General features: G+C 53.9%; 20 protein-coding genes and 2 tRNA genes. 10 read left to right on the top strand and 12 right to left on the bottom strand.

The genetic code is table 11. The features are described 5' to 3' along the window. Positions 1 to 4: 4 nt before the first annotated feature. On the bottom strand, positions 5 to 1,258 hold the full coding sequence (locus IEV29_RS04215) for a branched-chain amino acid ABC transporter substrate-binding protein (protein ID WP_188379998.1): 1,254 nt from the start codon (positions 1,256 to 1,258) through the stop codon (positions 5 to 7). 121 nt (positions 1,259 to 1,379) lie between these two features. On the opposite strand from IEV29_RS04215, the gene IEV29_RS04220 reads away from it, so the two are divergent. The 5 genes from IEV29_RS04220 to IEV29_RS04240 all read left to right on the top strand — a co-directional run bounded on the left by IEV29_RS04220 (position 1,380) and on the right by IEV29_RS04240 (position 5,140). Continuing rightward, the gene (locus IEV29_RS04220; RefSeq protein WP_188379999.1) at positions 1,380 to 2,930 is read left to right on the top strand and encodes a protein adenylyltransferase SelO; all 1,551 of its coding nucleotides are present in this window, start codon (positions 1,380 to 1,382) and stop codon (positions 2,928 to 2,930) included. Then, positions 2,927 to 3,334, top strand: coding sequence for a peptide-methionine (R)-S-oxide reductase MsrB (msrB, locus tag IEV29_RS04225; protein ID WP_188380000.1), 408 nt, complete (start codon positions 2,927 to 2,929; stop codon positions 3,332 to 3,334). The genes IEV29_RS04220 and msrB overlap by 4 nt, the downstream gene beginning before the upstream one ends. A 61-nt stretch (positions 3,335 to 3,395) precedes the next feature. Further along, positions 3,396 to 4,016, top strand: coding sequence for a septation protein A (locus IEV29_RS04230; protein WP_188380001.1), 621 nt, complete (start codon positions 3,396 to 3,398; stop codon positions 4,014 to 4,016). Positions 4,017 to 4,026: 10 nt separating this feature from the next. Next, positions 4,027 to 4,296 carry a BolA family protein gene (locus tag IEV29_RS04235; RefSeq protein ID WP_188380002.1) on the top strand — a complete coding sequence of 90 codons (270 nt, stop codon included), beginning with the start codon at positions 4,027 to 4,029 and terminating at the stop codon, positions 4,294 to 4,296. A 70-nt stretch (positions 4,297 to 4,366) separates the two neighbouring features. Then, a complete protein-coding gene (locus tag IEV29_RS04240) occupies positions 4,367 to 5,140 on the top strand; it encodes a peptidylprolyl isomerase (RefSeq protein ID WP_188380003.1) in 774 nt (257 codons plus the stop codon). Between the two features lie 214 nt (positions 5,141 to 5,354). On the opposite strand, the gene purL is transcribed toward IEV29_RS04240, so the two are convergent. The 3 genes from purL to IEV29_RS04255 form a co-directional block, all read right to left on the bottom strand. Further along, positions 5,355 to 9,362, bottom strand: a complete 4,008-nt coding sequence (gene purL, locus IEV29_RS04245) for a phosphoribosylformylglycinamidine synthase (RefSeq protein ID WP_188380004.1) — start codon at positions 9,360 to 9,362, stop codon at positions 5,355 to 5,357. A gap of 184 nt (positions 9,363 to 9,546) precedes the next feature. Next, positions 9,547 to 9,951: a DoxX family protein gene (locus IEV29_RS04250; protein WP_188380005.1), complete on the bottom strand. Its 405-nt coding sequence runs from the start codon at positions 9,949 to 9,951 to the stop codon at positions 9,547 to 9,549. Between the two features lie 115 nt (positions 9,952 to 10,066). Continuing rightward, positions 10,067 to 11,257 (bottom strand): AI-2E family transporter, encoded by a 1,191-nt coding sequence (locus IEV29_RS04255; RefSeq protein ID WP_229726227.1) that lies wholly within the window; start codon positions 11,255 to 11,257, stop codon positions 10,067 to 10,069. A gap of 272 nt (positions 11,258 to 11,529) precedes the next feature. Between IEV29_RS04255 and IEV29_RS04260 the strand changes: the two genes are divergently transcribed. The 3 genes from IEV29_RS04260 (at position 11,530) to IEV29_RS04270 (ending at position 14,782) form a co-directional block, all read left to right on the top strand. Continuing rightward, positions 11,530 to 11,679 carry a lmo0937 family membrane protein gene (locus tag IEV29_RS04260; RefSeq protein WP_188380006.1) on the top strand — a complete coding sequence of 50 codons (150 nt, stop codon included), beginning with the start codon at positions 11,530 to 11,532 and terminating at the stop codon, positions 11,677 to 11,679. A gap of 232 nt (positions 11,680 to 11,911) precedes the next feature. Further along, positions 11,912 to 13,159, top strand: coding sequence for a D-amino acid dehydrogenase (locus IEV29_RS04265; RefSeq protein WP_188380007.1), 1,248 nt, complete (start codon positions 11,912 to 11,914; stop codon positions 13,157 to 13,159). A gap of 96 nt (positions 13,160 to 13,255) precedes the next feature. After that, positions 13,256 to 14,782, top strand: coding sequence for an NAD(P)H-hydrate dehydratase (locus IEV29_RS04270; RefSeq protein ID WP_188380008.1), 1,527 nt, complete (start codon positions 13,256 to 13,258; stop codon positions 14,780 to 14,782). Here the strand turns inward: IEV29_RS04270 and IEV29_RS04275 are convergent, their stop codons facing one another. Then, entirely contained in the window at positions 14,783 to 15,466 is a 684-nt protein-coding gene (locus tag IEV29_RS04275; RefSeq protein ID WP_188380009.1) for an ABC transporter ATP-binding protein, read from the bottom strand. Between IEV29_RS04275 and IEV29_RS04280 the strand changes: the two genes are divergently transcribed. Next, complete coding sequence (locus IEV29_RS04280; protein WP_188380010.1) at positions 15,465 to 16,115, top strand: arylesterase; 651 nt, start codon at positions 15,465 to 15,467, stop codon at positions 16,113 to 16,115. The genes IEV29_RS04275 and IEV29_RS04280 overlap by 2 nt on opposite strands. Positions 16,116 to 16,192: 77 nt before the next feature. Here the strand turns inward: IEV29_RS04280 and IEV29_RS04285 are convergent, their stop codons facing one another. The 4 genes from IEV29_RS04285 to IEV29_RS04300 form a co-directional block, all read right to left on the bottom strand. Beyond that, on the bottom strand, positions 16,193 to 18,106 hold the full coding sequence (locus tag IEV29_RS04285) for a SurA N-terminal domain-containing protein (RefSeq protein WP_188380011.1): 1,914 nt from the start codon (positions 18,104 to 18,106) through the stop codon (positions 16,193 to 16,195). Between the two features lie 80 nt (positions 18,107 to 18,186). Then, positions 18,187 to 18,263 (bottom strand) — tRNA-Asp (locus IEV29_RS04290). A 41-nt stretch (positions 18,264 to 18,304) separates the two neighbouring features. Continuing rightward, positions 18,305 to 18,380, bottom strand: a tRNA-Val gene (locus tag IEV29_RS04295). A 96-nt stretch (positions 18,381 to 18,476) separates the two neighbouring features. Further along, positions 18,477 to 18,749, bottom strand: a complete 273-nt coding sequence (locus tag IEV29_RS04300; RefSeq protein ID WP_188380012.1) for an HU family DNA-binding protein — start codon at positions 18,747 to 18,749, stop codon at positions 18,477 to 18,479. Positions 18,750 to 18,772: 23 nt separating this feature from the next. Between IEV29_RS04300 and IEV29_RS16135 the strand changes: the two genes are divergently transcribed. Beyond that, on the top strand, positions 18,773 to 19,006 hold the full coding sequence (locus tag IEV29_RS16135) for a hypothetical protein (protein WP_229726228.1): 234 nt from the start codon (positions 18,773 to 18,775) through the stop codon (positions 19,004 to 19,006). Here IEV29_RS16135 and lon read toward each other — a convergent pair. The 3 genes from lon to clpP form a co-directional block, all read right to left on the bottom strand. Then, on the bottom strand, positions 18,996 to 21,410 hold the full coding sequence (gene lon / locus IEV29_RS04305; RefSeq protein WP_188380013.1) for an endopeptidase La: 2,415 nt from the start codon (positions 21,408 to 21,410) through the stop codon (positions 18,996 to 18,998). The genes IEV29_RS16135 and lon overlap by 11 nt on opposite strands. A gap of 254 nt (positions 21,411 to 21,664) precedes the next feature. Further along, on the bottom strand, positions 21,665 to 22,936 hold the full coding sequence (clpX, locus tag IEV29_RS04310; protein ID WP_188380014.1) for an ATP-dependent Clp protease ATP-binding subunit ClpX: 1,272 nt from the start codon (positions 22,934 to 22,936) through the stop codon (positions 21,665 to 21,667). A 146-nt stretch (positions 22,937 to 23,082) separates the two neighbouring features. Beyond that, the gene (clpP, locus tag IEV29_RS04315) at positions 23,083 to 23,712 is read right to left on the bottom strand and encodes an ATP-dependent Clp endopeptidase proteolytic subunit ClpP (protein ID WP_308632705.1); all 630 of its coding nucleotides are present in this window, start codon (positions 23,710 to 23,712) and stop codon (positions 23,083 to 23,085) included.

A 23,712-nucleotide genomic window follows, 5' to 3' on the forward strand; every position in this document is an offset into this window, starting at 1 on the left:
AGGATCAGCGCGAAGGACGCACCATCTGGCAGGATGTCGGCTGCGCGGCGACATAGGCGTCAATTTTACGCTCGGTCCGCCAGCCAAACCCGGTATTTTCAGAGTCGAAACGCACATCGGTCTTGTTTTGCGGGACAAATGTGGCGATATAAAGCGGCTGTTGTATCTGGTGATCGGTGGCACGCATGGCCACTTCGCCGTTCAGGCTGGTGACTTTGATACCCTCCATCGCATACGCGACCTTGACCGGATCGGTGGAGCCGGACTGCTTGATTGCCTTGCCCAGCATGGCAAGAATCGTATAGCTACTCATGGCATAGAAGTCGTCGTTGTACTTCTGCTTGAACTGCTCGACGAGTTCACGCCCGACATAACCCTCGTTGTTCGCGTTCCAGTAGCCGATGTACTTGACGCGCTCCAGCCCTGCATCACCCATCGCAGTCGGCACGCCGGTTGTGCTCGCATAAAAGGTATAGAAGTTGGCCTTCAGATCCGCATCTCGAGCCGCCTTGATCAGCAGGACCAGATCCGCACCCCAGTTGGCAGTAATCACGGTATCCGCACCGGACGCCTTGATCTTGGCGATGTAAGGTGAAAAATCCTTGACCTGTCCAATCGGATGCAGATCATCGCCAACAATTGCGATATCCGGACGTTTGCGCTGCAGATAGGCGCGTGACGAACGCGAAATTTCCTGTCCCAGCGCATAGTTCTGGCCGATGACGTAGACCTTGCTGATCTCCGGCCTGGAAGCGATATAACTCGTCAGCAATTCCATCTTCATCTCGGAGTTGGCATCAAAACGGAAGTGCCAGAAACTGCATTTGCCGTTGGTCAGCGCAGGATCAACTGCCGAATGATTCAGGAAAACCACTTCTTTCCCGGGATTGCGCTCATTGTGCTTGTTGATCGCATCGATCAACGCCAGCGAAACACCGGAGCCATTTCCCTGTGTCACATAGCGATAGCCCTTGTCGATTGCCGATTTCAACTGCAACAGCGATTCCTGCGGGCTACCCTTGTTGTCAAAACCGACCACTTCGAAAGTGTGGTCGCCAGCCCATTTTTCGCGACTGGCGCGATCGGCAACAAACTGGAAACTGTTAAGCACATTATTTCCGCCCGGACCAAATGGACCGGACAGGGGATCGATGAAAGCAATGCGAATGTTCTCTGCTTTTGCACCGGCAAAAACACTGCAAAACGCAAGTGCTAACGCACCGGAACGCCATGCATGAAAAAGAGAAGAATTTTTCATAGAGCGTGAAATAAAAATTCCTGAGAGAAAGTCGGTATGTTTATACCATATTCATGGTATCGCCATAGAGAAAAAACCACCCCGTTCGCCTTGCCAACAGGGTTTCGCCGTCTCTGTCAAAATGCGGTATGCGCGACTGTCGCGCGATGTGCACCCATTGTCTCTACACAGGATCGTTTCCTTGACCTCGTCTATCTCACCACGCCACGCTGACCCACTCACGTTTTCCAACGGCTTCACGACCTTGCCGCCAGCGCATTACACGCGCCTGATGCCTACCCCGCTGCCGGAACCGTATCTGGTGGCTGCAAGTGCGCGTGCCGCGGCACTGATCGGCATGGATGTCACGTCGCTGCAAACCGATGCCAGCCTTGCGCTCTTCACCGGCAATGTCGTGCCGGAGCAAGTCACACCACTCGCCGCCGTCTATTCGGGTCATCAGTTCGGCGTGTGGGCAGGCCAGCTCGGCGATGGTCGTGCCATTTTGCTGGGCGATGTCGCTGCAGCAAATGGTGAGGGGCGCTACGAACTGCAGCTCAAGGGCGCAGGACTGACGCCGTATTCCCGCATGGGCGATGGCCGTGCCGTGCTGCGCTCATCGATCCGGGAATTCCTGTGCTCGGAAGCGATGACAGCACTTGGCATTCCCACTACACGCGCACTGTGTATCACCGGCTCGGATCAGCTGGTGTTGCGTGAGCAGCCGGAGACCGCTGCCGTCGTGACGCGCATGGCGCCCAGCTTCGTTCGTTTCGGTTCGTTCGAACACTGGTTCTATAACCAGAAGCATGATGAGCTCAAGACACTAGCCGATTATGTGATCGATCAGTTTTACCCTTCGTTGCGCGAGACCGGCAATCCGTACAAGGCATTGCTGACCGAAGTGACCGTACGCACCGCACGCTTGATGGCCCACTGGCAGGCGGTCGGCTTCATGCATGGCGTGATGAACACGGACAATATGTCGATTCTTGGCCTGACACTCGACTACGGCCCGTTCGGCTTTATGGAAGCCTTTGACCCGCATCACATCTGCAACCATACCGATCAGCAAGGTCGTTACTCGTACGCACGCCAGCCACAAATCGGTGAATGGAATTGCTATGCGCTTGGGCAGGCGATGCTGCCGCTGATCGGTACAATCGAGGACGTGCAGTCGGCCCTGCGGATTTACAAACCCGCATTTGGCGAACATTTTGTCGATCTGATGCGTGAAAAAGTGGGACTGCAGACTCGCCAGCCGGAAGACACCGGACTATTCGACCATCTGTTCGGCATCATGCAGGACAGCCACGTCGATTTCACCCTCTTCTTCCGCAAACTGAGCGACCTGAAAATAGCCAATCCGACTGGCGTGGAAGCCGTACGCGATCTGTTTCTTGATCGTCCCGCTTTCGATGAATGGGCGCTACAATACGCGGCACGCCTGCAAGCGGAATCCAGTGATGACACCCTGCGCAAGCTTGCAATGGATGCCGTCAACCCCAAATACGTCCTGCGTAACTATCTGGCGCAGACAGCGATTGAAAAAGCCCAGAACAAGGACTTCTCCGAAGTAGCGAAACTGCTGTCCATCCTCGAACGACCATTCGACGAACAGCCGGAGAACGAACAGTACGCAGACCTGCCGCCCGACTGGGCCAACGACCTTGAAGTGAGTTGCTCATCATGATCGAAAAAGTAGTCAAGACCGAAGCCGAATGGCGCGACCTGCTCGGTGACGAGGAATTTGAAATCACCCGCCACGCCGCAACCGAAGCACCCTTTTCCGGCCGCTACTGGGACCATCATGAGGCCGGTATTTATACCTGCGTCTGTTGCGATACGCCGCTGTTTGCATCGGATACCAAGTTTGATTCCGGTTGTGGCTGGCCCAGCTACTTCAAGGCGCTCAATCCCAACATGGTCAAGGAAAAAGTTGATTACAGCTACGGCATGGTACGTACCGAAGTCATCTGCAACGTATGCGATGCGCATCTGGGCCATGTCTTCAACGATGGTCCGCCACCCACCGGCCTGCGTTACTGCATCAACTCCGGTGCACTGCGTTTCTCGCCAATGCCGGAACTGAAATAGACCGCGTTGATTATCTGTCCTTTATTGCAGCGTTTTTCTTGTTTCCTTCAGTGAGTCTTTCATGAAGTTTTTGTTTGATCTTTTTCCCGTCATCCTGTTCTTTGGCGTTTTCAAATGGGGGGAAGGCAACGCAGACGCTGCGCAGGCATTTGCTCAGCAATATCTGTCCGGCATCGTGTCTGGCGGTGTTGTCACCGCAGCGCAAGCACCCATTCTGCTGGCAACCGCCATCGCCATCATCGCCACCTTTGCGCAAATCGGTTATCTGCTGGTGCGCGGCAAGAAGGTCGACAAGATGCTGTGGATCTCGCTGGTGATCATTGCGGTATTTGGCGGTGCAACGATCTACTTTCACAATGAAACCTTCATCAAGTGGAAGCCGACCGTTCTGTACTGGTGCTTTGCCGCTGTACTGCTGTTTAGCCAGATGTTCTTCAACAAGAATCTGGTACGTACCATGCTGGAAAAGCAGATGTCGCTGCCCGAAGGTGTCTGGCGTCGCGTCAACCTGTCATGGGTCGCCTTTTTCCTGACCATGGGGTTGCTCAACCTTTATGTTGCCTACAGCTTTCCGACCAATATCTGGGTCAACTTCAAAATGTTTGGGGGCATGGGATTGATGTTTCTGTTCATCATCGTTCAGAGCATGATGTTGTCAAAATACCTGAAAGAACCGCAGTAGAAAGTATCGAATGACCTCCCGAATCGAACTGATCCGCAACCGACTTGTTGAAACTTTCACACCACAGGTGTGTCAACTGGAAGACGAGTCGGCTTTACATGCCGGCCACGCAGGTGCTGCATCTGGCGGCGGGCATTTCCGTCTGACCATTGTTTCAGCGCAATTTGAAAATCAGAGTCGCGTTAAGCGGCATAGGCTGGTGTATGATTGCCTGGATGACATGATGAAAAAAGACATCCATGCATTGGCTATTACGGCACTGGCGCCATCCGAAGTCTGACATGCGCCGTTCCGGGCAGCCGTCCAAATTGCCACCTAATAACGACTCTAAAAATTCCTTAGGAAATAACATGATCAAACCCGCACATTTGCTGGTCGCATTACTCGTATCCGCTTCCGTGCCAGTGATGGCACAAAACCTTGCTGTCGTGAATGGCAAAAACGTGCCGTCGTCCCGTGCCGATGTCATGATCAAACAGATGGCTGCTCAAGGCCAGCAAGACACGCCTGAACTGCGCGCCATGGTCAAGGAAGAACTGATCAACCGCGAAATCCTGATTCAGGAAGCCGACAAGCTCGGTCTGGGCAACACCGCTGACGTCAAGGCACAGATGGAAATTGCACGTCAATCCATCCTGATCCGTGCACTGGTCGCTGATTACCTGAAGAAAAATCCGGTCAAGGATGCCGACATCAAGGCTGAATACGACAAGTTCCGTGCACAAGCCAGCGACAAGGAATACCATGCTCGCCACATCCTGGTGGAAACCGAGGATGAAGCCAAAGCCATCATCACCAAGCTCAAAGGCGGCGCCAAGTTTGAAGAGCTGGCCAAGCAATCCAAGGATCCAGGTTCTGCTGCAAATGGCGGCGATCTGGACTGGGCACCGCCATCTGCATTTGTGAAGCCATTCTCGGATGCCATGGTGGCACTGAAAAAAGGTCAACTGGCAGAGACCCCAGTTAAAACCCAGTTTGGTTACCACGTGATCCGTCTGGATGATGTGCGTACCGCAAAAATCCCGACCCTGGATGAAGTCAAACCGCAAATCGCTGAATCCCTGCAGCAGAAAAAACTGCAGGCATACCAACAGCAACTGCGTGCCAAGGCTGTCATCAAGTAAGTCGAATGACACGGAATAAAAGCGCTCTTCGGAGCGCTTTTTTATTGCTCGCCCAATATCGAAGGCGCATCATCACGTTGAAAAGTGCAGTACAACGCGACGAATTTGCCGCCGGCAATGGGCAGGAGACATTCAAGTAAGTGTCATTGCCCAAATAAAAAGGAGAGGCATCGCCTCTCCTTTTAAATTCACGCATCAGGTTGAATCAAACCGATTAGCCGATCCATTTACGTGCATTGCGGAACATGCGCATCCATGGCGAATACTCGCCCCAGCCGTCAGGATGCCAGGAATTCTGTACCGTGCGGAATACACGTTCGGCATGCGGCATCAGTACTGTAAAGCGGCCATCCGGGGTCGTCACGGACGTAATGCCCTGTGGCGAGCCATTCGGATTGTATGGATACACTTCCGTGGCGGCACCCTTGTTGTCGATAAAACGCATCGCCACAATCGCCTTGTCGATATCGCCAGTTTGCGAGAAATCAGCAAAGCCTTCGCCGTGCGCAATCGCAATCGGTGCCTGCGTGCCTGCCATGCCATTGAAGAAGATCGACGGCGAAGAAGCCACTTCCACCATGGAGAAGCGTGCCTGGAACTGCTCGGCCTTGTTGCGCGTAAATTTCGGCCAGGCTTCCGCTCCCGGAATGATGGACTTCAAATTACTCATCATCTGGCAACCGTTACAGATGCCCAATGCAAATGTGTCGGCACGATCAAAGAACATGGCAAAGTCATCCGCCAGTCTGGAATTGAACAGAATGGTCTTGGCCCAGCCTTCACCCGCTCCCAGCACGTCGCCATATGAGAAGCCGCCAACTGCAATCGCGCCCTTGAAGTCCGACAGATCGGCACGACCAGCGATCAGATCGCTCATGTGCACGTCGACTGCATCGAAACCGGATTGATGCATGACATACGCCGTCTCGATATGCGAGTTGACGCCCTGCTCACGCAGAATCGCCACTTTCGGACGCTTGCCGGTGGCGATGAATGGCGCGGCGATATCTTCCTGCGCATCAAACGTCACCAGTGGAGTCATGCCGGGATCGAGCTTGTCGAGCAGGCGCTTGTATTCTTCATCCGCACAATCCGGATTGTCACGCAAACGCGCGATACGCCAGCTCGTCTCGCTCCAGAAACGATGCAGGTCGATACGCGACTGGCTGTAGATCACTTTGGCATCGCGTGTGAATTCGATGCTTTGTTCAGGATGCAGTTTACCGATGATGTGGCTGCAGGCGCCGAGGTTGTACTCGCGCAGCACGTTCATCACATCCGATTTTTCACTTTCGCGTACTTGAATGACCGCACCCAGCTCTTCGTTGAACAAGGCACGCAGGGTCATCTCGTTACGACGTTCGGCTACTTGCGCTGCCCAGTTCTTGGCATCGCCTTCATCGCTTGCAGCGCCCTCCAGGGTCAGGATATCCAGATTGACCGACAGACCCGTGTGACCGGCAAAAGCCATTTCACACAAGGTAGTGAACAGACCACCATCCGAACGATCGTGATAGGCCAGCAGCTTTCCATCGCGGTTCAGATGCTGGATCGCATTGAAGAAGGCCTTGAGGTCTTCCGCACTATCGACGTCCGGCACTTCATTACCGATCTGCTGCATGACTTGCGCAAAGGCGGATGCGCCAAGACGGTTCTTGCCTTTACCCAGATCGATCAGAATCAGTGCAGTGTCACCCGCATCGGTACGCAGCTGCGGCGTCAGCGATTTACGCACATCGGTCACTGGTGCAAAAGCGGACACAATCAGCGAAACCGGCGAGACAACCGCCTTGTCTTCGCCGTCCTCTTTCCACGTGGTACGCATCGACAGGGAATCCTTGCCGACCGGAATACTGATGCCCAGTGCCGGACACAACTCCATGCCAACGGCCTTGACGGTATCGAACAAGGCAGCGTCCTGCCCCGGCTGACCGCACGCGGCCATCCAGTTAGCCGATAGCTTGATGTTACCGATCTCGGCAATCGGCGCTGCGGCAATATTGGTCAGCGCTTCACCCACGGCCATACGACCCGAAGCCGCGGCGTCGATCACGGCCAGCGGCGTACGCTCGCCCATCGCCATCGCTTCGCCCAGATAGCCTTCAAAGCTCATTGCTGTCACCGCGCAATCGGCAACCGGCACCTGCCACGGACCAACCATCTGGTCGCGCACTGTCATGCCGCCCACGGTACGATCACCGATCGTGATCAGGAAGGATTTATCGGCAACCGTTGGCAGACGCAAGACCCGGATCGAAGCTTCCAGCAGATCAATGCCCGTCAGTTCCAGGGAGGGCAGATTCTGTTTCACATGCTGCACATCGCGATGCATTTTCGGTGGTTTGCCAAGCAAGACTTCCATCGGCATATCAACCGGATTGTTGCCATGTTCAGGATCGATCACCTTGAGCTGACGTTCTTCTGTCGCGGTACCGACGACAGCAAACAGACAGCGTTCACGTTCACACAGATAGGTGAACTGCTGCAGGCTTTCCGGCGCGATCGCCAGGACATAGCGCTCTTGCGATTCATTGCTCCAGATTTCCTTTGGCGCCATGCCGCTTTCTTCCAGCGGTACTTTGCGCAGATCAAAGATTGCGCCACGTTTGGCATCGTTGGTAATTTCCGGGAATGCATTGGACAGACCGCCCGCACCGACATCGTGAATCGACAGAATCGGATTGTTGTCGCCCATCGCCCAGCATGCGTTAATAACCTCCTGCGCACGGCGCTCCATTTCCGGGTTGCCGCGTTGTACCGAGTCAAAATCCAGATCAGCCGTATTGGCACCGGTCGCCATGGACGATGCCGCGCTACCGCCCATACCGATGCGCATGCCCGGACCACCGAGCTGAATCAGCAGACTGCCAACCGGCAGATCATGTTTCTTGGTGTGCTTGGCCGAAATGCTGCCGATGCCACCGGCGATCATGATCGGCTTGTGATAACCCTGCACCGTGCCACCGACATTCTGTTCGTAGGTACGGAAATAACCACCCAGATTCGGGCGACCGAATTCATTGTTGAACGATGCGGCGCCAATCGGGCCATCAATCATGATCTGCAATGGCGAGGCGATACGGTCCGGTTTGCCGTAAACGTCGTCAACCTGTTTGCCTTCGGTCGGTTGAGTGACATCGTGACGGTTTTCCCATTGTTGCATTGCATCCGGCAGCATCAGGTTGGACACCGTAAAGCCGCACAGACCTGCCTTGGGCTTGGCACCGCGACCGGTTGCACCTTCATCACGGATTTCTCCCCCGGCACCGGTCGATGCACCCGGAAATGGCGAAATCGCGGTCGGGTGATTGTGCGTCTCGACCTTCATCAGAATATGCGTCAGCTCTTCCGACTCGGCGTACAGATTGCCGGTCGCACCCCCGCGTGGATAGAAGCGCTTGACCGAAGCACCTTCGATGATCGAAGAATTATCGCTGTAGGCAACAACGGTGCCGCGTGGCGCCAGCTGATGCGTATTCTTGATCATGGCAAACAGCGACTTATCCTGTTTCTCGCCATCGATCGTCCAGTCGGCATTGAAAATCTTGTGACGGCAATGTTCGCTGTTGGCCTGCGCAAACATCATCAACTCGACGTCGGTCGGATTACGTTTGGCTGCGGTAAAGGCATTCAGCAGGTAATCAATCTCGTCTTCCGACAAGGCAAGACCAAGTTCGCTATTGGCATTGACCAGCGCCTCGCGACCACCTTGCAGGAGATCAACAAAGGCCAGCGGCTTCGCTTCCAGTTCATTAAACAGATTGGCAGCCTCGTCAGCGCTACGCAACACCATTTCGGTCATGCGGTCATGCAGCAGTGCCTGAACCTGCTCGGCCACTTCGGGTGACAGTTTTTTCTCGCCGCCCAATAGACCGGTTTTCATCTGCACCTTGTAGCTGATCCCCCGTTCGATACGGCGAATCTGCTGCATGCCGCAGTTATGGGCAATATCGGTGGCCTTGCTGGCCCATGGCGAAATTGTGCCAAAGCGCGGAATCACGACAAATTCTTCACCTTCAGTACTGCCCTCAAACGGGTCGCCGTATGTGAGCAGGCCATCCAGACGCTTTTGATCCCCTTCAGAAACTGGCGCCGAAGAGTCAATAAAATGCAGATAACGACCACTAACGTCGGCGATCGATGAGTCAAGCTGATGGAGTTGCTGCAGAAGGCGTTCGGTACGGAAGGCAGACAGGGCGTTGGAACCTGGCAGAATGAGCATGGCTAGAAGATGGTTGTGGCAGGAAAAATGGGCAGTTTGCCGCTTTCCTGCAGGTTGAATCAGAAAGCGAGATTATACCGCGCCGCCGCTTTCCAATCGAACAAAACCTGCCCTTCGATGCCACCGCCATGAATCAGCCGGGCTGGCCAAAATGGCGGGGAATCAGAAGAGACTGACAAAAATCTCAGTTCCAGCGCCCGCCACGGCCACCGATGCTGAAACGCCCTGCACCGATCAAGACAACCACCAGACCTGCCATCAGGAACATGCCTTGCAATTCCAGCGCCCAGCCACCGGTCGAATTAATCGACCAAAGCTGTTTCATATGAACGAGGAAGATGGCAAATACCATATTGCCGGCGACGATCAGACCCGCAACGCGTGACCAGACGCCCAGAATCAGCAAAACCGGCGCCAGTACCTCACCCACGTAGACAAGATAGCCGATCACCGAAGGCAGACCGGCACTGGCTGTCGCGCTCAACACAAAGCCCGGCCCGGACATGACCTTGGCAACGCCATGCAACAGGATCAGGACACCCAAGGTGACCCGCAACAACAACTTACCCAGATCATCGCTACTGTTCATGATGCCTCTCCTTGAAAATCACGCTGATGACATCGCTGCCGTGCGAGGTCTTATGGGGTCAGCATCATACGCCGCAGCGTGACAAAGACAAGAACAACATAGTGAAATGCCGGTGCTATTCGCCCAGCAATTCCGAGACGGCATACAACTCTTCCACGTGATCTGAAATCACCTTGATGATAAAGATCAGCGGGATACTCAGTAACATGCCCCATATCCCCCACAACCATGTCCAGAACAAGAGCGAAACGAAGACCGCTGCTGCGTTCATCTTCGCCATTTTCCCGGTCATCCAGGTCGTAACAAAAGTACCAATGATGGTTGCAATCACCAGCGTCGCGGCAGAGACCGTCAGAATGGAAGAGATCGTTTCAAACTGCATGAACGCAGCGAGACTCATCGCGCCCATGATCAGTACGGTGCCGAAATACGGGATCACATGCAACAACGCGGCGGCCACTGCCCAGGCACCTGCGTTTTCCAGTCCGACCAATTGCAGCACGCCCCACATCAACAGTCCAAACAAGACGTTCGTTACCAGCAGAATCAGCATGTAGTTCTGAATCGAGGTGTTGATTGCATCCAGAATATGCACGGTGATCTTGCGTGAGGACAGAGAACGTCCGCTGATCCTGACGATCTTGCGTTTGAACAAATCGCCTGATAGCAGAAAGAAAAACACCAGAAAAATCACCACCAGTGCCTGCCCGACAAACGCCATCGCCCCCATCGAACCTGCCCACAACCATTGCGTGATATTGAACACCGATTGATCGGTCATGCTTTTCTTTGGCACCGTACGCATGCCAGCCACCTGATTGGTCGCCTTTTCAATCTCGGCCGCTGCCGTTTGCATTTGCTGGAAAGTACTGACTTCACCGTTTTCCGTCGTCTTCAGCGCCCGAGAAATCTTCTGGGTCGCAATCGGCAAATCCTTGAGAATCGAGTTGAACTCATCACGCAGGTTGTACGCACCCGCCAGCGTGCCACATACTATGACGGACAGCAGCAGACTTGTACCGATCAGCCGCGGCACATGACAGCGCTCCAGCCACTTCACCACCGGATTCAGCGTGTACGCGAGAAAAATGCCGAATACCAGTGGAATGAAAAAACTATGGCCGGCAGAAAGCGCAAAGATGGCAGCAACGGTAGCCAGAATCTTGAGCGACAAGCCCCGCGCATCAACCGGAAAGTGCATCAGCGATGAACGCGCGTTGGTCGGCGCGGCAACTGCGCGCGCGTCAACAGCACCGCTTGTGACCTCGGCTGGCAAGGATGGATTTTCTTCTTTTTTATTGTTCATGTTTTTTATCGTATGAACGGTCTTGTCACCGACCGCCTGCAACAAGATGATGCACCCGTTCCGGAATGCATCAATGTTCGCTAACGTACAGATTTGCGCAGGATGCGGACGCTAGACTGGCCTCGAAGCTCAAGAAAAGTTGCTGCTTCTGCACATGGGCCTGATGTGAAAAGAGCGTTTGAAACGATTTTTTGGATTGCCAGAAGCTCATTTCAAGCCTTTGAGACATGTCTTCCACATCGCAGACAACCATCAATAAGAAAGGAAAGATCATGCTCTATACCATTGCTGTCGTACTGCTTATCCTTTGGCTGCTGGGCTTGGTGAGTGCCTACACGATTGGCGGGTTTATCCACATTCTGCTGGTCATTGCCATTGTCCTGGTTCTGCTGCGCATTATCTCTGGCCGCAAACCCATGTAGCTCTCTCAATGAGAAGCAAATAAAAGCCGCTCTGAAAGCGGCTTTTTTACGTTTTTATTATGAATATGGCCAATACACCGGCGGCCGAACGAACTCTGCCTTCAAGTTGATGCCAGGCCCTCCTGAACGCAACGTAAATTACGATTGTTTAGGCAAAATTTCCACATGGCTACTGCGAAACCGGCATCGGCTTGGTAACATGGCGCCTTCTCAAGAGACGGATGCAGAGTAAATGCAAGTTGCGGTCATCGGTGCAGGTGTCATTGGCGTATGTACCGCTTATTTTCTGGCAGAAGCCGGTCATGACGTCGTCGTCATGGAACGTCGCAACCATGTTGCCGAAGAAGCGACCTTCGGCGATGCTGGTCTGCTTGCAGCCGATGCCGTTTCACCGTGGGCGGCTCCCGGCATGCCGACCAGCGTACTCGCCCTTCTGCACAAAGCCAACGCTCCTTTTCTGATCAACAAGAAATGGGATACGGAAATCTGGCGCTGGTTGCGACAATGGAGCCGCGAATGCGAACTCACGCGCTACCAGCTCAATCGCTCACGCATGCATCGGCTGGCAACATACAGCCATCAGTTGATGGTGCAACTGCGCGAGCACTATCAGTTTGATTACGAGCAAAGCAACGGCTTGCTGCAGCTATTCCGCAGCGAGCAGGACTGGCAACGCGCGCAAACAGCAATCGAATTCATGAAAACGGCGGGAATTCCGCATACCGTTGCGACAACAGAACAGGCACGTGCGATCGAACCTGCACTATCACCGCAAACATCGTTTGCGGGCGCTTTACATTTACCTGACGCCGAATCCGGTAATTGTCCGCTCTTCACACGGTATATCAGACAGCTCGCGCAGCAGTTGGGCGTCGAGTTTCACTTTGGCTGCAAGGTCGAAAGCATTCAGCAATCGCATCGTGGTGTCATGCTGGAAGTCGATGGTGCCCACTACTCGGCAGATGCGGTCGTGCTGGCAACCGGCGCAGATAGCAAAAAATTGCTGCAACCGCTCAAGCTCGCCTTGCCTGCCATCACCCATCACCACCATGCAGTGACAGCAAGCGTCCGTAATTTTGAGTCCTTGCCCAATCAGGCGCTGTTTGATGATCAGCACAAGGTTTCCATCACGCGACTGGGCAATCGCATCCGTATCGCTGGCACGGCTGAACTCGGCACACGATCGGCAGGCCTGAAAAATCCTGCCATGCATACCCTGTTTCAGGTTGCCTATGACTGGTTACCGGATGCGGCAAATTACAACACGGCGACTTTGTGGAGCGGCAGCAGTCTTTCCTTGCCGGATGGCGTCCCCCTGCTCGGCGCGACCAGTATCCGGAATGTCTTCCTCAACATCGGTCATGGATCCTCTGGCTGGGCCATGGCGGCGGGTTCCGGCAAGGTCGTTGCCGACATCATCTCGGATCGCGCCACCGAGATTGACATGGATGGCCTGACAGCCTTGCGTTACCAGTCCTGAACAGGGATCGGCTAAAATCGACGACAGCATGCGCACGATACGACTCCACATGTCGTACGCATTGACTCCCTCTCGCCGCGTGAAGGACTTTACTGCATGACGCTTGCTCACAGGCTGTACACCGTTGGTGCGATTCGGCGTATCGAGCAATCCGCATTGCGTACCCTGCCACCTTTTACCCTGATGCAGCGTGCCGGTGCCGCCAGCGCGGCATTGGCCAGCGAGTTGTTGCAAGACCTTGACGCTCCAAAAATTCTGATCATCGCTGGTCCCGGCAACAATGGTGGTGACGCGCTGGAGGCGGCACATCTGTTGTCCAAGACAGGCGACGTGACCGTCGTCCTGACCACTGCACCCGGCAACCTGCCGACAGATGCGCAGACAGCATGGCGACATGCGCAAGACAGCCATGTGCACTGGCTTGCCCAAGACAATCAGGATCAGCTGAAGCAAACATCCTGGGACCTGGTCATCGACGGCTTATTTGGCATCGGCCTGATGCGTGCGGTCACAGAAAATAATGCGCAACTGATCCGGACGATCAACGCACTGCACGCACGCTACGTACTTGCACTGGATGTACCGAGCGGACTGGATGCCGACACCGGCAATATCGTCGGCCTGACAAGCGGATGCGCGATCCAGGCAACGCATACCCTGACCTTCATCGGAAACAAGGCTGGTCTGCATACGGGCGATGGGCCGGATCATGCGGGGATCGTGCATGTTGCCGATCTTTCGCTCGATCCGGCGCTGCTGCATACGACACGCATGCAACGCACTCGTATCGCAGATTTCGGCAACATGCTGCGTGCACGCCGACAGAATACGCACAAGGGCAGCTACGGGAATGCGGTGATCATCGGCGGAGCGGCGGGCATGCTCGGCGCGGCGATTCTTTCCGCTCGCACGGCAGCCAAACTGGGTACGGGACGCGTGTTTCTGGCGATGCTGGACCCTCACTTCTCGCTGGACTTGCAGCAGCCGGAAATCATGTGTCGCGCCATCGACAACATGCCATCGGACGCCAAGACACTCGTCGTCGGCCCCGGCCTCGGTACCGCACGTGCGGCACACGATGTACTGGCAAAAGCCCTGCAAACGAACGCCGCACTGGTTCTGGATGCCGACGCACTGAATCTTCTGGCCATGGAAATGAGCCTGCAAAAAAAGCTGCAAGGCACGCGACGTCCACTCATTCTGACGCCCCACCCGCTTGAAGCAGCACGGCTGCTGGACTGCGATACGGCAGCCGTACAGTCTGATCGCGTCGCCGCAGCACGAACGCTCGCCTCGCGCCTGCATGCCATTGTGATTCTGAAAGGGGCCGGCTCCATCATTGCCAAACCGGATGGCGAGATCATGATCAATCCAACCGGCAATCCTGGTCTGGCAACGGCCGGCGCAGGAGACGTACTCGCTGGTGTATGTGGCGCACTACTGGCGCAAGACTGGCCAGCGTGGGAGGCCGCGCTTGCGGCAACATGGATGCACGGTCATGCGGCCGACGATCTCGTCGAACAAGGCATCGGACCGATCGGCCTGACAGCGAGTGAGCTGATTCCCGCAATACGCAGCACTCTCAATCAGCTGGTAAACGCGCATCAACCAAGGCAGATCTGATCAGGCAAGTCGCCCTGCTGCAATTGTGATCGTGCGCTTACACAATGCCGCAATCGACTTGTCATGCGTCACCAGCACGAGTGTCGAATTTCGTTCCTGATTCAATTCAAACATGAGCTTGATGACCGATTCGCCGGTTGCCGCATCCAGACTGCCCGTCGGCTCATCCGCAAACAGCAACGGTGGTTCGCTCACGAATGCCCGCGCCAGGGCAACGCGCTGCTGCTCGCCACCCGACAGATATTTGGGGTAATGCTTGAGGCGACTGGCCAAACCAACACGTGCCAACATCGCCTCTGCCTTGCTGCGCGCTTCGGCATCACCGCGGAGTTCCAGCGGCAACATCACGTTTTCCAACGCATTCAAATGCCCCAGCAACTGAAATGACTGGAATACAAATCCAAGCCGTTCCTTGCGCAGACCGGCACGGCCATCTTCATCCATCTCGAAAATATCCGTACCGCCGAGTCGAACTGTTCCGGCCGAAGGTGTATCCAACCCGGCAAGCAGGCCAAGCAAGGTCGATTTTCCAGAACCCGAGGCACCGACAATCGCCAGCGTGTCACCAGCCTGCACGGTAAAATCAATGCCATGCAGAATGATGAGCTCTCCCGTTGCGTCGGCAACGCGTTTGGTCAGGCTGATTGCTTCAATTGCAGGAAACGAAAGAAAGGATTCAGGCATGCGGAATAAGATTGTTGGCGACGCAGCAGGAAAATGGCTGCGCACAGGTTTGCTGGTTGTATCGATGGCGTTTTCCTTGAATGCCCATTCTGCATCAAAAGTGGTGCTCGTGCTTGGCGATAGCCTGTCTGCCGAATATGGTCTTGCCCGTGGAGAAGGATGGGTACACCTGATGGAACAGCGCATGGCCAAGGAAAACATTCAGGCCAGTATCGTCAACGCCAGTATCAGTGGAGAAACCACCAGTGGCGGACGTGCGCGTTTGCCCGCCCTTCTCAATAAGCACAAGCCTGATGTGGTTGTCGTCGAACTGGGCGCAAATGATGCCTTGCGCGGCTTGGCACTCTCGTCAACGCGCGACAATCTGATGACCATGACGCAGAATGCACAAGCAATCAAAGCCAAGGTGCTCATAGTCGGCATGCAGATCCCACCGAATTACGGGGGTGATTACACACGCCAGTTCAGCGCCGTGTTTCCGGCTGTTGCCAAGGAAACCAATGCCGCGTTGGTGCCCTTCATGCTGAAAGGCGTGGCGGAGAATCCTAATTTATTTCAGGCCGATCGCATTCATCCCGCTCCGGCTGCGCACCCAATCATTCTCGATAACATCTGGCCCGAGATCAAACCTCTGCTGGTCGCAAAATAGACTTCATCCATCACCAGGAAAAACCGCATAAAAAAGCCGCATGACATGCGGCTTTTTTCTACGAACAAGGCGGCGTATTAATCTGTTTCCTTGTTGCCCTGCGCAATCGGCTTAACGATCTTGACCTTCGCACGCTCTTTCAAGACGTCGATATAAGCCAGCGTTTCTTCCTGCGCGAGCACTTCTGCAATCTGCTGTTTTTCGGCATCACGCTTAGCGCGATCGATATTGGTCGGCTGGACCACGCGCATCAAACGCAAAACGCTGTATCCGCCCGGCGTTTCGACACCAACATACGATGGCAGCGCACTCGTATCCGCCTTCATGACAGCGAGAAAGACAGCAGGATTGGCATTTTGGCTCTTGGCACGTGAAAATGTCTGAGCCGCCGCAAAACCGGTGGCATCATCTTTTTCTTTCAGTGCAGCCAGCTTGGCCTCGCCAGCTTTCTTTGCCAGTACTTGTGCTTCTGCCTGCACGACGCGCTCACGCACCGCTGCCTTGACTTCCTCGAATGGTCGTTTGCTGCTCGGTTTGTAATCCGCGACACGACCAGCAATCAGCGTATTCGGCGCGATTTCCACGGCTTCAGTATTGCGCTTGTTACGCAGTGCATCGTCAGAGAACAAGGCAGACAGGAAACGTTGATTGTTATAAGGTGCGCTGGCGCCCGCTGTCTGGCTCACCTGACGCGACAGATTGTCGACAGACTGAATTTTCAGTTGCAGTTTCTCGGCGACAGGCTGCAGGCTTTCCGACTGCTCATAGAGCGTATTACCAAAGACTTCTGCAGTCTCGGTGAACTTGCGGGCAACCAGTTGCTTTTTGATTTCCTTGGCGATCTCGTTTTTCACTTCCGCCAAAGGACGCTCCGATGCCGCCTTGATGCCCGTTACCTTGATGATGTGGTAACCGTAATCAGACTGCACCAGATTGCTGATTTCATTCTGCTTGAGGGAGAAGGCAGCATCTTCGAACGGTTTAACCATCATGCCGCGACCGAAGAAGTCCAGGTCACCACCACGCTCGGCAGAACCCGGATCATCCGAGTTTTTCTTGGCAAGCTCTGCAAACTCCTGAGGACTTTGCTTCAGTGTTGCCAATAATTTTTCCGCTTTTTCCTTTGCCGCTTTCTTGTCCGCTTCCGGTGCATTCTTATCGACCGCGATCAGGATATGGCTCGCACGACGCTGTTCAGGCACGCCGTACTGCGATTTGTTCTGGTCGTAGTAGGACTGGATATCTGCATCACTGACCGTGACCTGGGATTCCAGTGCATCCATGCTCAGGACGACGTACTCCGCCTTGACACGTTCCGGGACATTAAATGCATTGCTGTTGTCGTAGTAGGACTGCAGCATCTCATCCGTTACCTTGACCTGCGACGCATAGTCGGATGACTTGAACAGCAATTGCTGCGCTTCGCGCTCTTGCTCATTCAGTTCGGACAAACGCTGTGCCAGCGAAACTGGCGCAAATGCGGTGGTCTGAATCGCTGCGTTGACCTGCTGAATCGCCATGTCCTGACGCAGACGCGCTTCAAACATCGCTGGCGTCATGCCTTGCGCTGCCAACAATGCCTTGTAACGTTCGATATCGAATTTGCCATCCGGCAGGGTCAAGCCGGCCATGCCGCCAATTGTCTGCTGCAATGTGCGGTCCGACACGGAAAGTGCATTGCGACGCGCTTCAGAAGCGAGTACGCGACGTGCGATCAGGTCGTCGAGAATTTCCTGTTTCGCTTCCGGCGTTTCGAGCATGCTGGCGTCGAACTGCGCACCAAACATCTGACGCATGCGATCGGTTTGCTCGCGTTGTGCGGCATCAAGTTCAGGCTGCGTGATTTCCTTGCCATCTACTTTGGCAACGGTATCGCGCGCATCTCCCATGCTGGTGTAGCTCTCAAGACCAAAGAATGCAAAGGAGGGAAAGATGATGAGCAGCAAAAGCAGCATCATCAGGCGCTGGTGGGAACGGATATATTCAAACATGACTAACCAATCACGGATAAAACACGATGCGTACGTTGCATGTAAAAAAAGGCGAACTCTCGTTCGCCTTTTCTTTTTCTTGGCGGAGTGGACGGGGCTCGAACCCGCGACCCCCGGCGTGACAGGCCGGTATTCTAACCAGCTGAACTACCACTCCTGACTACTTGAAGATTCCTTGCGAGCCTGACGGAGCGTTGGTGGTGGGTGCTGAGAGGCTCGAACTCCCGACCTACGCCTTGTAAGGGCGCCGCTCTACCAACTGAGCTAAGCACCCAAGCGCTTGACCCGTCAAACATACAGCGTTGTCACCACGCCGCAAAGAACAAAGATTTTACAACAGGACCGCGTAATTTGCACTACGCAATTCTTATCAGTTGACGGCGTCTTTCAGTGCCTTGCCTGGTTTGAACTTAGGCACTTTAGCCGATTTGATTTTGATCGCTTCGCCGGTACGTGGATTACGGCCGGTACGTGCAGCACGTTTGCCAACCGAGAAAGTACCGAAACCAACGAGGGTCACGGTGCCGTTCTTTTTCAACGTGGTCTTGACTGCACCAATGATGGAGTCAAGTGCACGCGTTGCGGCAGCTTTGGAAATATCGGCGGAACCAGCAATGTGGTCGATCAATTCGGTTTTGTTCACTTACGTCCCCTCACAAAGGTTGAATGCCGCACATCGCCAAACCAATCTGGAATCACGATCGTGCGGTGGCAGCAAAATCTGCAGCAAGTATTAAACAAGCGGCAACGCCATGTGTCAAGCGCTTTACCCAAGATTCCCCTCTGGAAAACTGCATGTTTGCGCTTGTTTGCGGATCAGAAAACATGCATTCCAGCGCAGTAGACGAAAAAAAAGCGCTCCGAAGAGCGCTTTTAGCGACATATCACTTTAGTGTTTGACTTGTGAAGACTCTGTCGATTCTGCAGGCTTGGCAACGGCATTATCAATCGCTGCAATCTCTTCGTCCGACAATGGTTCCGGCGCACGCTCCAATGCAATCTCAAGCACTTTATCGATCCATCTTACTGGCACGATCTCGAGCTTGTTCTTCACATTGTCTGGAATCTCCGCAAGATCCTTCACGTTCTGTTCAGGAATCAAGACCGTTTTGATGCCGCCACGATGCGCTGCCAACAGCTTCTCTTTCAAGCCGCCAATTGGCAATACTTCGCCACGCAAGGTGATTTCACCAGTCATGGCAACATCGGCACGAACAGGAATACCGGTGAAGACCGACACCATCGCCAGAGTCATCGCGATACCTGCGGACGGGCCGTCTTTGGGTGTCGCCCCTTCCGGAACGTGAATGTGGATGTCACTCTTCTCGAACACGTCAGGTTTGATGCCGAGCTTCCTCGCGCGACTGCGTACAACCGTACGTGCCGCCTCGATCGACTCTTTCATCACATCGCCCAAGGTACCGGTACGAATGACACCACCCTTACCCGGCATGCTCATCGATTCGATGGTCAGCAGATCGCCACCCACTTCCGTCCATGCGAGACCAACGACTTGACCGATCTGATTTTCTTTCTCGGCCACACCGAAGTCGAACAGACGGACACCGAGAAACTTGTCGATGTTCTTTGGTGTAACGCTGATCTTGCGATCCTGCTTTTTCAACAGCAGCATCTTGACGACCTTGCGGCAGATTTTCGAAATCTCGCGCTCGAGCGAACGTACACCTGCTTCACGCGTGTAATAACGAATGATGTCGCGGATCGCTGCTTCGCTGACGCTGATCTCATCTTCTTTCAGACCGTTGTTCTTGATCTGCTTCGGCAACAGATAACGCTGGGCGATATTGGTCTTTTCATCTTCCGTGTAACCGGACAGGCGAATGACTTCCATACGATCCAGCAATGCCGGTGGAATGTTGTACGAGTTTGATGTCGCAACAAACATCACATCCGACAAATCGAAATCGACTTCGACATAGTGATCAGAGAACGTGTGGTTCTGTTCAGGATCAAGAACCTCCAGCAATGCCGATGAAGGATCGCCGCGGAAGTCCATGCCCAGCTTATCGATCTCATCAAGCAGGAACAATGGATTGCGCACGCCAGTCTTCGACAGGCTTTGCAGAATCTTGCCTGGCATCGAGCCGATGTAGGTTCGACGGTGGCCGCGGATTTCTGCTTCATCGCGCACACCACCTAATGCCATACGAACGAATTTACGGTTCGTTGCCTTGGCAATCGACTGACCCAGCGAAGTCTTACCCACACCTGGAGGCCCGAGGAAGCACAGGATCGGCGCTTTCACTTTATCAACGCGCTGTTGCACAGCAAGATACTCGAGAATGCGTTCCTTGACCTTTTCAAGGCCGTAATGATCCGCGTCGAGCACTTTTTCGGCATTTGCCAGATCATTGTTGACCTTGGATTTTTTCTTCCATGGCAAACCGAGCAAGGTGTCGATGTAATTGCGCACAACAGTCGCCTCGGCAGACATGGGCGACATGAGCTTGAGCTTTTTGAGCTCGCTCTGTACTTTTGCCAATGCCTCTTTTGGCATTTTGGCTGCGATGATTTTCTTCTCGAGTTCTTCGAGATCGGCACCATCTTCGCCCTCGCCCAGTTCCTTCTGAATCGCTTTAACTTGCTCGTTCAGATAGTACTCGCGCTGCGATTTTTCCATCTGGCGTTTGACGCGCCCACGAATACGCTTCTCGACTTGCAGAATGTCGAGTTCGCCTTCGAGTTGTCCCAGCAGATGCTCATAACGCTTGGCGACATCAAAGATTTCCAGAATGACCTGCTTCTGCTCGAGTTTGAGCGGCAAGTGAGCAGCAATGGTGTCCGCCAGGCGACCTGCATCATCGATGCCAGCCAGCGAAGTCAGGATTTCTGGCGGAATCTTCTTGTTGAGTTTGACGTACTGATCAAACTGCTGAACAATCGCGCGGCGCATTGCTTCCACTTCCGACTCATCGCCGGCTTCGGATTCGATTGGCGTCAGATCAGCGACGAAATGCGTTTCGAGTTCACTGATGTGATGGATGCGTGCACGCTGCGCGCCCTCGACCAGCACCTTGACGGTGCCGTCCGGCAGCTTCAGCATTTGCAGAATATTGGCAACGCAACCGATCTCGTAAATGTCGGATGCGGATGGTTCGTCCTTGGCAGCCGCCTTCTGAGCAGCAAGCATGATGCTCTTGCCTTGTTCCATGGCCGCTTCAAGCGCCTTGATGGATTTGGGACGACCGACAAAAAGCGGAATCACCATGTGCGGGAAGACAACGACATCCCGCAGAGGCAATAACGGCAATTGAGTTTGTTCGAGTGAAGTAGTAGTCGTCATGGCGAGCCTTATCGTTAAACGTGTTGATGATGTTGGCGCTAATGGCCAAAACACAAGCCCGAACAGCAAACAAAAACGCAATTTAGCCAACAAAAAAGCCACCTACGAAGGGAAATCTTCGAAGTGGCTCTACGATGGAAGCCTGAATTGTGTCCTGCTGAATTTATTGTACTGCTTTTCAAAAAAAAACAGGCCTTTTTGGCCTGTTTTTCATGATTTCCATACGATTTATACGGATATTTGTTCGTTTCTTATCATTTCGACCCAGAAACCTTCGGTTGCTCGTGATAAATCAGCAGAGGTTTGGCGCCATTGGTAATCGTGCCTTCATCAATGACAACCTTCGCAACATCTTGCTCACTTGGCAACTCGAACATCACGTCGAGCAGAGCATGTTCAAGAATGGAACGAAGACCACGTGCACCCGTCTTGCGCGCAATCGCTTTTTTGGCAATGGCCTGCAAGGCTGCAGGACGAATCTCAAGTTCTGCACCTTCCATTTGCAAGAGCTTCGTGTACTGCTTGATCAGCGCATTCTTCGGCTCAACCAGAATCTGAATCAGCGCGTCCTCGTTGAGTTCACGCAGCGTAGCGATCACAGGCAGACGACCAACCAATTCGGGAATCAGACCAAACTTGACCAGATCTTCCGGTTCGGTATCCATCATCACCGCGCTGGTTGAGCGCTCTTCCCGGCTTTTCACGCTTGCCGAGAAGCCAATGCCGCTCTTTTCCGAACGTTCCGAAATGATCTTGGCCAAGCCATCAAACGCGCCGCCACAAATAAACAGAATATTCGTGGTATCGATCTGCACAAAATCCTGATTCGGATGCTTACGGCCGCCTTGCGGTGGCACGGAAGCCATCGTGCCTTCGATCAGCTTGAGCAAGGCCTGCTGCACACCTTCACCCGAGACGTCACGGGTAATCGAGGGGTTGTCGGATTTACGCGAAATCTTGTCGATTTCATCGATATAAACAATCCCCTTCTGCGCCTTCTCAACTTCATAGTTGCAGCTCTGCAGAAGCTTTTGAATGATGTTTTCAACGTCCTCGCCGACATAACCCGCTTCGGTCAGGGTGGTTGCATCAGCGATCACGAATGGCACGTCCAGGGTACGTGCAAGCGTTTGCGCCAACAGGGTTTTACCGGAACCGGTCGGGCCAACAAGCAGAATATTGCTCTTGGCCAATTCGACATCGTCCTTTTTACCCAGATGCTTAAGACGTTTGTAATGGTTATAGACCGCAACAGAAAGAATACGCTTGGCGGATTGCTGCCCGATCACGTATTGATCCAGCAATTCACACAACTCCAGCGGTGTCGGCAGATCACTACGCGGCGAACCGCCAACCGTTTCCACGCTGGCTGCTTCATCGCGGATGATATCGTTACAGAGGTCAATGCACTCGTCGCAGATGAACACCGAAGGACCGGCGATCAATTTCTTCACCTCGTGCTGACTCTTGCCGCAGAACGAGCAGTAAAGCAGTTTCTCGCCGCTTGAAGATTTTTTGTCTGACATGGTGCGCGTTTCTCTGGTTAAGTATGGCTTTGATATTACCTGCGAATTGGAAATTCGTCACGCAGGCATCCGTTTGAATAATAGCAACATCCAAATAAAAACGCCCGAACGTTACCGTCCGGGCGTCTTGTCAAGGCAAACCGGATTTATTCGCGGTGTGTCAATACCGCATCAATCAAACCGTAGCTGACGGCCGCTTCAGCAGACATGAAATTGTCGCGATCCGTGTCTTTTGCAATCTCTTCGACCGATTTACCGGTACGTTCCGCGAGAATGCCGTTCAAACGCTCACGAAGATACAAAATTTCACGTGCCTGAATTTCGATGTCGGAAGCCTGACCTTGTGCACCACCCAAAGGCTGGTGAATCATGATGCGCGAGTTCGGCAGCGAAAAACGCTTGCCTTTTTCACCGGCAGCCAGCAGGAAAGCACCCATCGATGCCGCCAGACCGGTACACAGCGTCGAGACATTCGGCTTGATGAACTGCATGGTGTCATAAATCGCCATTCCGGCCGAAACCGAGCCGCCTGGCGAGTTAATGTACAGCGAAATATCCTTGTCCGGATTCTCGCTTTCAAGGAACAGCAACTGCGCGACGATCAGATTGGCCATCTGGTCATTGACCGGCCCAACCAGAAAAATAATGCGTTCCTTCAACAATCTGGAATAGATGTCATAGGCGCGCTCGCCGCGACCGCTCTGCTCGACCACCATTGGAACCATACCGAGCATATCGGTATCGAGAGCGGAAGTACGAATCATGCTAGTAGTCAT

This window comes from Oxalicibacterium faecigallinarum (assembly GCF_014635705.1).
In the GTDB taxonomy this organism is placed as follows: Bacteria; Pseudomonadota; Gammaproteobacteria; order Burkholderiales; family Burkholderiaceae_D; genus Oxalicibacterium; species Oxalicibacterium faecigallinarum.

Bases quoted from the DNA above. Each gene is read 5' to 3' on its own strand.
- msrB (WP_188380000.1), top strand. From the start codon at position 2,927: ATGATCGAAAAAGTAGTCAAGACCGAAGCCGAATGGCGCGACCTGCTC.
- IEV29_RS04275 (WP_188380009.1), bottom strand. From the start codon at position 15,466: ATGCCTGAATCCTTTCTTTCGTTTCCTGCAATTGAAGCAATCAGCCTG.
- lon (WP_188380013.1), bottom strand. From the start codon at position 21,410: ATGACGACTACTACTTCACTCGAACAAACTCAATTGCCGTTATTGCCT.
- purL (WP_188380004.1), bottom strand. From the start codon at position 9,362: ATGCTCATTCTGCCAGGTTCCAACGCCCTGTCTGCCTTCCGTACCGAA.
- clpP (WP_308632705.1), bottom strand. From the start codon at position 23,712: ATGACTACTAGCATGATTCGTACTTCCGCTCTCGATACCGATATGCTC.
- IEV29_RS16135 (WP_229726228.1), top strand. From the start codon at position 18,773: ATGCCGCACATCGCCAAACCAATCTGGAATCACGATCGTGCGGTGGCA.
- IEV29_RS04220 (WP_188379999.1), top strand. From the start codon at position 1,380: ATGCGGTATGCGCGACTGTCGCGCGATGTGCACCCATTGTCTCTACAC.
- IEV29_RS04250 (WP_188380005.1), bottom strand. From the start codon at position 9,951: ATGAACAGTAGCGATGATCTGGGTAAGTTGTTGTTGCGGGTCACCTTG.
- IEV29_RS04240 (WP_188380003.1), top strand. From the start codon at position 4,367: ATGATCAAACCCGCACATTTGCTGGTCGCATTACTCGTATCCGCTTCC.
- IEV29_RS04260 (WP_188380006.1), top strand. From the start codon at position 11,530: ATGCTCTATACCATTGCTGTCGTACTGCTTATCCTTTGGCTGCTGGGC.
- IEV29_RS04230 (WP_188380001.1), top strand. From the start codon at position 3,396: ATGAAGTTTTTGTTTGATCTTTTTCCCGTCATCCTGTTCTTTGGCGTT.
- IEV29_RS04215 (WP_188379998.1), bottom strand. From the start codon at position 1,258: ATGAAAAATTCTTCTCTTTTTCATGCATGGCGTTCCGGTGCGTTAGCA.
- IEV29_RS04280 (WP_188380010.1), top strand. From the start codon at position 15,465: ATGCGGAATAAGATTGTTGGCGACGCAGCAGGAAAATGGCTGCGCACA.
- clpX (WP_188380014.1), bottom strand. From the start codon at position 22,936: ATGTCAGACAAAAAATCTTCAAGCGGCGAGAAACTGCTTTACTGCTCG.
- IEV29_RS04270 (WP_188380008.1), top strand. From the start codon at position 13,256: ATGACGCTTGCTCACAGGCTGTACACCGTTGGTGCGATTCGGCGTATC.
- IEV29_RS04255 (WP_229726227.1), bottom strand. From the start codon at position 11,257: ATGAACAATAAAAAAGAAGAAAATCCATCCTTGCCAGCCGAGGTCACA.
- IEV29_RS04265 (WP_188380007.1), top strand. From the start codon at position 11,912: ATGCAAGTTGCGGTCATCGGTGCAGGTGTCATTGGCGTATGTACCGCT.
- IEV29_RS04285 (WP_188380011.1), bottom strand. From the start codon at position 18,106: ATGTTTGAATATATCCGTTCCCACCAGCGCCTGATGATGCTGCTTTTG.
- IEV29_RS04235 (WP_188380002.1), top strand. From the start codon at position 4,027: ATGACCTCCCGAATCGAACTGATCCGCAACCGACTTGTTGAAACTTTC.